The organism is Caulobacter sp. GW821-FHT12F03 (genome assembly GCF_058806855.1).
In genome coordinates this window covers 25,001-33,176 of the sequence record NZ_JBXAQC010000010.1, presented here as the reverse complement: position 1 = coordinate 33,176, position 8,176 = coordinate 25,001, and the positions used below count along the sequence as shown (strand labels likewise).

General features: G+C 69.5%; 9 protein-coding genes. 3 read left to right on the top strand and 6 right to left on the bottom strand.

Going from position 1 to position 8,176, the window contains the following annotated elements; translation table 11 throughout:
- Positions 1-96: 96 nt before the first annotated feature.
- Positions 97-1,110 (bottom strand): glutathione S-transferase family protein, encoded by a 1,014-nt coding sequence (locus AC1RN0_RS17885; protein ID WP_492788822.1) that lies wholly within the window; start codon positions 1,108-1,110, stop codon positions 97-99.
- A gap of 14 nt (positions 1,111-1,124) precedes the next feature.
- A complete protein-coding gene (locus AC1RN0_RS17880; RefSeq protein ID WP_492788821.1) occupies positions 1,125-1,751 on the bottom strand; it encodes a hypothetical protein in 627 nt (208 codons plus the stop codon).
- 128 nt (positions 1,752-1,879) lie between these two features.
- Between AC1RN0_RS17880 and chrA the strand changes: the two genes are divergently transcribed.
- Positions 1,880-3,190, top strand: a complete 1,311-nt coding sequence (chrA, locus tag AC1RN0_RS17875) for a chromate efflux transporter (protein WP_492788820.1) — start codon at positions 1,880-1,882, stop codon at positions 3,188-3,190.
- A 320-nt stretch (positions 3,191-3,510) separates the two neighbouring features.
- On the opposite strand, the gene hfaD is transcribed toward chrA, so the two are convergent.
- The 3 genes from hfaD to hfaA are packed head-to-tail and all read right to left on the bottom strand — an operon-like array spanning position 3,511 to position 6,120.
- A complete protein-coding gene (gene hfaD / locus AC1RN0_RS17870; protein ID WP_492788819.1) occupies positions 3,511-4,713 on the bottom strand; it encodes a holdfast anchor protein HfaD in 1,203 nt (400 codons plus the stop codon).
- Positions 4,682-5,695 carry a holdfast anchoring protein HfaB gene (gene hfaB, locus AC1RN0_RS17865; RefSeq protein ID WP_492788818.1) on the bottom strand — a complete coding sequence of 338 codons (1,014 nt, stop codon included), beginning with the start codon at positions 5,693-5,695 and terminating at the stop codon, positions 4,682-4,684. Before hfaB ends, hfaD begins: the two co-directional genes overlap by 32 nt.
- Positions 5,695-6,120: a holdfast anchoring protein HfaA gene (gene hfaA / locus AC1RN0_RS17860; RefSeq protein ID WP_492788817.1), complete on the bottom strand. Its 426-nt coding sequence runs from the start codon at positions 6,118-6,120 to the stop codon at positions 5,695-5,697. Before hfaA ends, hfaB begins: the two co-directional genes overlap by 1 nt.
- A 120-nt stretch (positions 6,121-6,240) precedes the next feature.
- Here hfaA and AC1RN0_RS17855 point away from each other — a divergent pair, with 120 nt between their 5' ends.
- Together AC1RN0_RS17855 and AC1RN0_RS17850 are read left to right on the top strand one after the other, a co-directional pair.
- A complete protein-coding gene (locus tag AC1RN0_RS17855) occupies positions 6,241-6,912 on the top strand; it encodes a rhomboid family intramembrane serine protease (RefSeq protein WP_492788816.1) in 672 nt (223 codons plus the stop codon).
- Between the two features lie 61 nt (positions 6,913-6,973).
- Positions 6,974-7,402, top strand: a complete 429-nt coding sequence (locus AC1RN0_RS17850; RefSeq protein WP_492788815.1) for a CBS domain-containing protein — start codon at positions 6,974-6,976, stop codon at positions 7,400-7,402.
- Here AC1RN0_RS17850 and AC1RN0_RS17845 read toward each other — a convergent pair.
- A complete protein-coding gene (locus AC1RN0_RS17845) occupies positions 7,399-7,836 on the bottom strand; it encodes an RrF2 family transcriptional regulator (protein ID WP_492788814.1) in 438 nt (145 codons plus the stop codon). The two genes, AC1RN0_RS17850 and AC1RN0_RS17845, sit on opposite strands and share 4 nt — an antisense overlap.
- Positions 7,837-8,176: the final 340 nt, after the last annotated feature.

Below are 8,176 nucleotides of genomic sequence, written 5' to 3'. Positions count from 1 at the left end.
GCCCCTAGCCCCTAGCCCCTAGCCCCTAGCCCCTAGCCCCTAGCCCCTAGCCCCTAGCCCCTAGCCCCTAGCCCCTAATCCCCTAACCCCTCCGCCCTACCCGAACATCCCCGCCCACCCGGTCCCGGCCAGCGCCGCGTCGACCAGCGCCCGGTCTCCGGCCGACAGCGCCGCGTATTCTTCCCGCAGCCAGCCGAGGCACTTGGCCTGGTAGGGGAACGGCTGCTGGCTCCAGGGATGGCCGTCGATCTCCGTCTCGACGCTCTCCGCCCCGGCCATTACCGCCCGGGCGTTGGCCGCCATCAGCGGCGCGTAGACGCGGCCGGTCTCGGCGAGGATGGCCTTCAGCGTCTCGGGCAGCGCCGCGGGATCGAACCAGTCGCTGTCGGCGGGCTCCAGACCGCACAGGTCCTCGACCAGCTGGACCCAGGCCATCACTCGCGGTGCGCGGTGCGCGGCCAGGGTGGTCGGCGTCGGGTCGAAGGCGGCCAGCTGGGTCAGCTGGCCATAGAGGCCGAAGTCACCGGCCCCGGGGCGGCCGCCGAGCAGGAAGGTGTGCTGCTTCAGGTGATTTTCCAGCAGGTCGAGCAGCCGGACGTAGCTGGCCTCGATCACCGGGCCGGTCACGGCATTGGACCCGACATAGCGCAGGCGGCTGATCTGGCGCTCCGAGAAGGCCTTGCCCATGGCCGCCAGCATGTCGTCGTCCAGCGTGCCGCGCCAGGACGGCAGGACGCCGGCGGCCTGGTCGATGTCGGCCTTGTAGGACCAGCGGTAGTGGAACATCGCCTTGGTCAGCCATTCGTCGCCGTAGTCCTCAAGCAGCGAGTCGAGGAAGGCGAGGGCGGGGCTGGCGGGGCGCAGGAGCCGGTCGCCGTAGTCCCGTTCGAAGCGGCGGATGAGCGGCGTCGAATCTGTGACAGCCGTCAGCGCGCCGTCCTCGCCCGGCAGATAGAAGGTCGGCAGCAGCCGGACCTTCGGCGAGGGGTAGTCGGCGGGCTCGCGGCCAGGCCAGAACAGGCGGTAGGGGATGCGCCGGTAGCGCAGCACCGCCAGCATCTTGCGGCTGTAGGGCGAGCCGGGCGCGCCGCTGAGGGAAACAGTGTCCATCGAAGGTCTCCGGGTCAGAGAACGAGCAGGGCGATCTGGGCGAAGGCGGCGACCAGCAGCAGCAGCAGCGCCACCGACAGGCGGGGCGGCATCAGCAGCATCAGGATCGGCCGGGTCGGGAAGGAGAAGGTCTCCGCCGTGCCGAGGATCTTGAAGTCGTGGATGGCCTGGAACCTGGGGTGCGTGGCCATGGCGATCATGTCGCGGCGGCTGCGGTAGCGCATGTAGCCGATGATCGACCAGCCGGGGTCGGGACCGACCTTCCAGGCGTCGATGTAGCCGGCGATCTTGCGGGCGGCGAGGGCGGGGTGGCCGCCGCGGGCGATCAGCGCGGGGATGAAGGTGCGGGTGTAGCGCTGCATCAGCGCCTGGCGGGGCGTCGGCGCGCCGGTTTCAGGGTGCGGCGCCTCGCCGCCGGCGATCTTCACCAGGTTGAACATGAAGAACTCGCGGCCGTCGTCCGCCTCGAGAAAGGCGCGCAGCTTGGCCGGATCATTGTACTCGGCGGCCTTGCCGGACTCGACGCGGGCCATGATGGCCTCGATTTCCGCCGGCTTCAGCGGGCCGCGCCAGTTGTCGTACCAGGCGCGGAACAGGACGTAGACCGCTAGGGCGCCGGCCCAGAGCCAGGGGTTGATCATCGATTGCCTCCCGCCGGGCCGCGACCGGCCTCGAATGTGTTGGCATGGATGATGCCAATATATTCGCGAGGGGGAAAGAGCGAACGGTGCGATTTGAGATCGTCACGAGGCGCTGGTAGCGTTCCGCCATGACCGCGACCCCGGCGACCCCCCTGATGACGCCGAGCCTGCGCGACCTGACCCTGACCTCGCTCAAGATCGGCTGCCTCGGCTTCGGCGGCCCGGCGGGCCAGATCAGCCTGATGCACCGGGTCTTCGTCGACGAGAAGAAGTGGATCGACGAGCCGCGCTACCTGCACGCGCTAAGCTTCTGCACCCTGCTTCCGGGGCCGGAAGCGCAGCAGCTGGCGACCTATGTCGGCTGGACGCTGCGCGGAACGGTCGGCGGCCTGATCACCGGGGCGCTGTTCGTCCTGCCCGGGGCGGCGGTCGTCTTCGCCCTGGCCTGGCTCTATGCGGCCCATGGCGACGTGGCCCCGGTCGCGGCGGCCTTCGGCGGGGTCAAGGCGGCGGTCATGGCCCTGGTGGCCGAGGCGCTGCTCCGCGTCGGCCGGCGGGCGCTGAAGGGTCGGTTCGAGGCGGCCATCGCCCTGGCGGCCTTTGTCGCGCTGGCCCTGTTCGCCCTGCCGTTCCCGCTGGTGGTTCTGGTCGCCGGTCTGATCGGGGCGGCGCGCGGCGCGCCGGACGCGGCGTCTGACGCCCTGCCTGTGTCCGCGACCGACCGCCCCGGCAAGCGTCGGACGCTGGCCACGGTGATGGTCTGGCTGATCCTGTGGCTGTTTCCCCTCGTGGTCAGCGCCCGGCTGCTCGGCGCGGGCCACTGGCTGACCCAGGTGGGGACGGTGTTCGCCACCCTGGCGGCGACCAGCTTCGGCGGGGCCTACGCCCTGCTGGCCTGGCTGCAGCAGCAGGCCGTCGACGCCCAGGGCTGGCTGACCACGGCCCAGATGGTCGACGGTCTGGGCCTCGCCGAGACGACGCCGGGGCCGCTGGTGCTGGTCAACACCTTCGTCGGCTTCATGGCCGGCTGGAACGCCACGGGCGGCGCGACGGCCTGGGCGGCGCTCGGGTTCCTGATGGCCCTGTGGCAGACCTTCGTGCCGTCCTTCCTGTTCATCTTCGCCGGCGCGCCCTGGTCGGAGACCCTGCGCCGCAGCCGGCTGGCGCGGGGCGCGCTGGGTGCGGTCATGGCGGCGGTGCTGGGCGTCATCGCCAGCCTGGCCCTGTGGTTCGCGGTCCATGTGGTGTTCGCGGGCAGCACCGCATATCGCTGGCCGTGGGGCGGAACGGTCTGGCTGCCGGCCCTGACCAGCCTGGACATGATCACCGCGGCCCTGGCGTTGGCGGCGGGCGTCGCCCTGATCCGCTTCAAGGCCAATGTCGTGCTGGTGATCCTCGGCTGCGCGGCGGCGGGGTTGCTGCGGTGGGCGCTCGCCTGACAGCGGGACAATGGGGACGGATCGTCCCGGGACAAAGCGGGACAGGAGCGGGACACCCACCCCAAATCGTCGCGGCGCGAGCCCCCGGGGCCGTCGGGTGGACGTAAACTGTGTGCATGAGTGCGCCGCCGAGCCATCCCGAACGGTCCGTCTCGCCTTGGGGAGAAAGGGGTCGGCGTGGCCGGCTGGTGAGGGGGCGCCCGTCATCGCAAGACGATAGGATGGCCGCGCGATCTGTCCCCGGTCCGCCGCCAGACCTGCTTCGTAGGCTGCGATCTTCCCCAAACGAAGGAGGGAAGGGAACCAGGAGACTCTCGACCCTAGGTGCCCGGCCGCGTGACGTAGAAGCTGGCGTTGTTGCCGACGGCGGTGGAGGTGGAATTGATCACCCGGCCCGAGCCGATCGTTGTCGTCGAGGTCGCCCCGACGTCGGCGCTGTTGGTCTGGCGGCTGTCGACGGTCATCGAGCCGTAGCAGGTGGTGCAGGCGTAGCCGGTCGTGTCGTTGCCGACCGCCGTCGCGCGGGAATAGCCGTCGTAGCCGTCCGTGCCCTCGAAGCTGGCGATCGCCTCGACGCCGCCCCCGGTGTTGACCTGGACGTTGGTCAATTCAACGGCCTCGCCGGAGTTGCCAGCCAGGGTCGAGTTGCCGACCGCATAGGCGGTCGAGGCGCCTTCGCCGAACTGGTAGGCGGCGCTTTCGGCCTGGGCCCGGACGTAGGACTGGTTGAACTGGGTGGCCGTCACGTCGAGCAGCACGCCTTCGTTGGTCGAGACGGCGACGTTGCCGCTGGCTGTGGCGCTGGTGCTGGCCGTCTGGACGTTGCCGTAGGCGGTGAACTGGCTGGCCTGGGTCAGGGCGGCGGTGTTGCTCTGGTAGACGATGGCGCGCGCGGCCGAGGAGTCCGTGCCGACCAGGCTCATGGTGTTGCCCGAGGCGACGCCGGAGACGTCCGCCGTGCCGCTGACATAGCCGATGACCGCCCCGCCGTCGGCGAGGACCGAGGCGGCGCTGGTCTGGTTGACCAGCACCCCGGCCGAGCCGTTGGTCAGGCCCAGCGAGACGCTGTTGACCGCGGCCGTGGTGGCCAGGCCGACATCGCCGGCCTCGGCGGTGTCCGCCTCGAGCATGCCGCTGGCGGTGACGTTCGGGGCGGCGGTGGCGATCTGGGTATAGACCCCGACCATCGTGCCCTGGGTCGTGCCGGCCTCGACGGCGTTGCCGATGGCGGTGGTGTTGATCTGCGAGCTGTCGCCGAGCCGGCCGGTGGCGTTGACCGTGGTGGACGCGATGGCCGACCCGGCCATGGTCTGGTTCGAGGTGATGTTCAGGTCCGCGCCGTCGGTGGCGCCGATCAGGTTGTTGCCGGTGGCGTTGGTCTGGGCCCCGACGCCGTCGGTGACCGAGACGACGTTGATCGTCTGGGTGGCGAAGACGTCGCCCAGCTGGATCTGGTTGTTGAGCACCCCGCTGGGCGGGGTCTGGGCCTGACTAGTACCGGCCGCGCAGAGGAGCGCTATCACCGGTGCTGCGGCCATCGTTCCAGCGATCAGGCTGCGCGCGGGTCGTGGCATTGTTGGTTCCCAGGTTGTTGTAGGCCGGCGTGAAGCCGCCCGTGGCGCCCGTGGTCCCGCCCCCCAGCGGATCGGAGGTCATGCAGGCCTGCGGGCCCGGCATGCCGTACAGATTGGCCGACATCTCGACGACGGCCCGCTCGACCAGCGACCGCACGGCCAGCTGGACGGGTTCCAGCGCGCCGGTGCCGGCGGAGATGTCGAACACGTTGCCATTGAGGAAGTCGAACAGGCCCAGGCCCACTTCGCGGCCGACGATCTGCTTCTGGTAGGAGATGACGTCGACCACCTCGAGGGTGCGGGTGTTCACCAGCCGGATATCCATGGCGATGTTCATCACGAACACCCGGGCGCGGAAGCTGCCCTTGGCCCCCTCGGCGTCGCGGTCGCCGGCCAGGGCGTCGGCCCCGGAGGAGCGGATGTTGTAGTTCAGCTCGGTGATGCCGCCGGTGATGTAGAAGTCCGAACCGGCGACCTGGCCGGAGAAGATCTTGCGCGGATCGACCGGGCCGTCCACGCCGGGCGTCGGGCCGTCGGTGATCAGCTTGTTGTTGGCGTACTTCAGCTCGAGCTCGGAGACCGAGGTGTCGAACCGCTCGACCTGCGGGATGCCGGCCTTGGCCAGGGCCGTCATGGCCATGAGCGAGGCGCCCTGGGTGATCTTGCGCCCGGAGCCGTCGGCCTCTTCCTTGCCGGTCAGGTCGCTGATGCGGCCGACCGAGATGCGCGGCGCGCGCAGGTTATATTGCCGGGCGTACTGGGCGATGCAGACCAGGGCGTCGGTGTAGGGGGTCGGGTTCGCCGTCACCGGCGCCGTGCCGATCGGCGTCGCATAGAGTCCGTTCGACCCGGCCACGGGCGTGGCGCAGGCCGAGAGGATAAGCGAACTGGCGGAGAGCAGCGCGCCGATGCGCGCTCCGGCGCTGGCCATCAGTTGCCCCCGTTGGTGGTCGTCCCGGCGGTGACGTCGCCGGTGTTGGTCTGCACCGACGTGACGATGACGGTGTTCCAGCTGCCCTGGGTGATGACGACCAGGTTGTTGCCGATGGCCGTGGAGCTGCCGCCGGAGCCGACGCCCGATCCCGAGGCGAATACGCCGCCGCTGATCTGGGAGAAGTTGCTCTGGGTCTCGCCGCTCTGGATCAGACCGTCGACGATCAGCCGGTTGCCCGAGGAATCGCGCGTGCCGTACTCGACGCCGCGGTTCTCCTGGCCGGAGGTGCGGCCGTAACCGGCATTGAACGAGGCCGAGTTCGTGCTCATCTGCTGGGCTCCGGCGGCGGACGCGAAGGCCAGACCGCCGAGCACCACCGCGGCGCCGACTGCGAAAAGGCTCTTGGAAGAGAACGCCGTCATAAAAAAGCTCCGCGCGGATAAAATGCACGCCAGCGCACAAGCAATGAACGTGCCAAATCAGGACAGCTTTCATCCTGCGGGCGAACCCTTGGGGATTTGGTTAAGGCGGAAGGAATTTATGTGACTGAGTTCGAGGGTGATGCAGTCGGGCCGGAAGCGCCGTCACGGGAGCCCCTGTTCAACGCGCCTGGGGTCAGCCTGGCCCTGATCGCCCTGCTCGGGATCGCTTATGGCGTTCAGGTTCTCCTGCTTTCACCCGACGCGCTGGCGGGTCTTGCGCTGTCCCGGCCCGCCCTGGCCGAAGGCCGCTGGTGGACGCTCGTCAGCCACATCTTCCTGCACGCCAATCTCGTCCATCTGTTGATGAACGCCGGGGCGGCGCTGGCCTTCGGCCCGGCCGTCGCCCGGCATTTTGGGCCGGGTCCGCGGGCCGGGGGGACGTTTTTGCTCTACTTTCTGGTGTGCGGCGTGCTCGGCGGTCTGGGCTATGTCGCTGTTCACCCGCAGGGGACGGATCTGGTCGTCGGCGCCTCCGGGGCGATCAGCGGCCTGTGGGGTGGAGCGGCGCGCCTGCTCGGACGCTGGCGCGGCCTGTGGCGGGTCTGGGACCGCCCGGTGCGCGCCCAGATCGCGGCGGTCGTGGTGCTGAACCTGCTGATCGGCCTGACCGGCCTCGCCGCGGACGGCCTGCGCATAGCCTGGGAGGCCCATATCGCCGGATTCATCGCCGGCCTGCTGCTGATCGGCCCCTTCACCCGCCTCGCACGGGCAAGTTACCGCGAGGAACGTTGATTCCGGCGAGGGTTTGGGGGAGCCTGCAGACAACTACTATATAAAGAGGGAGGTGCCGGCTGTGCTCGTTTCCCAGATCCTCAAGGACAAGGGCGATCTCGTCTTTACCGCCGGACCCGGCGAAACCGTGGGGGCGGTGGCCGCCCTGCTTCATTCAAGACGGGTCGGGGCCATGGTGGTGGTCGATGGCGAGTCTGTCGTCGGCATCGTCTCCGAACGCGACATCGTCCGCATGGTCGCGGAGGAGGGGGGCGGGGCCCTCAACCGGCCGGTCGACGTCTGCATGACCCGCGACGTGGTGTTCGCGACCCCGGCCGAGACGGTCGACTCGCTGCTGACCCGCATGACCGACCGGCGAATCCGCCACCTGCCGGTGATGCGCGACGGTCGGCTGGCCGGAATCATCTCGATCGGCGACCTGGTGAAGCACAAGATCAGCGAGATCGAGGCCGAGGCGGACGGGTTGAAGGCCTATATCGCCGCCGGCTAGAGGCTGGCGGGGATCTCGGCGGCCTCGGCCCTGGCCGCATCGGCGAGGCTGTAGCCTTCCAGAACGTCGGCGGTGGCGTCGCGGGCGCGCAGCAGCGCCTCCCTGAGAGAGCAGCCCTCGAGGGTGGGGCAGTCGTCGCATTTGCGGAAAGCGGTGCGGCTGACGCACGGCGCCAGGGCCAGCGGGCCGTCGATCACCCGGATCACCTCGGCGAAGGAAATGGCCTCCGGGGCCCGCCCCAGGGAGTAGCCGCCAAACTTTCCGCGCCGGCTGCGAACGATTCCCCGGCGCGACAGCTCCAGAAGGATCGCCTCGAGGAACTTGCGCGGCGCGTCGGCCCGGGCGGCCAGGTCGGCGGCCGTCATCTGCCCCCCGTTCTCACGGGTCAGTTCGACGAGCGCGCGCAGCGCGTACCGGGCCTTGTGCGAGAGCATCTTTTATAAAGTCTCCTGGGCCCGTGTTTGCCGGGCGGGGCGGGTGATCGCAAGCGCCGGACGCCGCGGCGGCGCGACATTTGTTCAGAAGAGGGGTTGCGAGTCGGCGCGGCCTCCCGATACAAGCCGCGCTCGCTCGGAGCCGCGGCCCACCGGCGAACATCGAAAGCTCCAAAGGCTCTTGATTTTCGCAGGTTCGGTCGCTAGGTTCCGCAGCCTCAATCGACTCGGTGACGGATACTGAAGAGGGAAGCTCCTCGGCGGCCCTTCACCCCGTTTGCGCCCGACAACCGGCCTCGGCCCAGCGTCAGCGGAAATTGAAAAAGGTCGGTTGACGGAG

What these genes read in the sequence shown, in the direction of transcription:
- AC1RN0_RS17880 (WP_492788821.1), bottom strand. Translation starts at nt 1,751, where the DNA reads ATGATCAACCCCTGGCTCTGGGCCGGCGCCCTAGCGGTCTACGTCCTG.
- AC1RN0_RS17885 (WP_492788822.1), bottom strand. Translation starts at nt 1,110, where the DNA reads ATGGACACTGTTTCCCTCAGCGGCGCGCCCGGCTCGCCCTACAGCCGC.
- chrA (WP_492788820.1), top strand. Translation starts at nt 1,880, where the DNA reads ATGACCGCGACCCCGGCGACCCCCCTGATGACGCCGAGCCTGCGCGAC.
- AC1RN0_RS17845 (WP_492788814.1), bottom strand. Translation starts at nt 7,836, where the DNA reads ATGCTCTCGCACAAGGCCCGGTACGCGCTGCGCGCGCTCGTCGAACTG.
- hfaA (WP_492788817.1), bottom strand. Translation starts at nt 6,120, where the DNA reads ATGACGGCGTTCTCTTCCAAGAGCCTTTTCGCAGTCGGCGCCGCGGTG.
- hfaB (WP_492788818.1), bottom strand. Translation starts at nt 5,695, where the DNA reads ATGGCCAGCGCCGGAGCGCGCATCGGCGCGCTGCTCTCCGCCAGTTCG.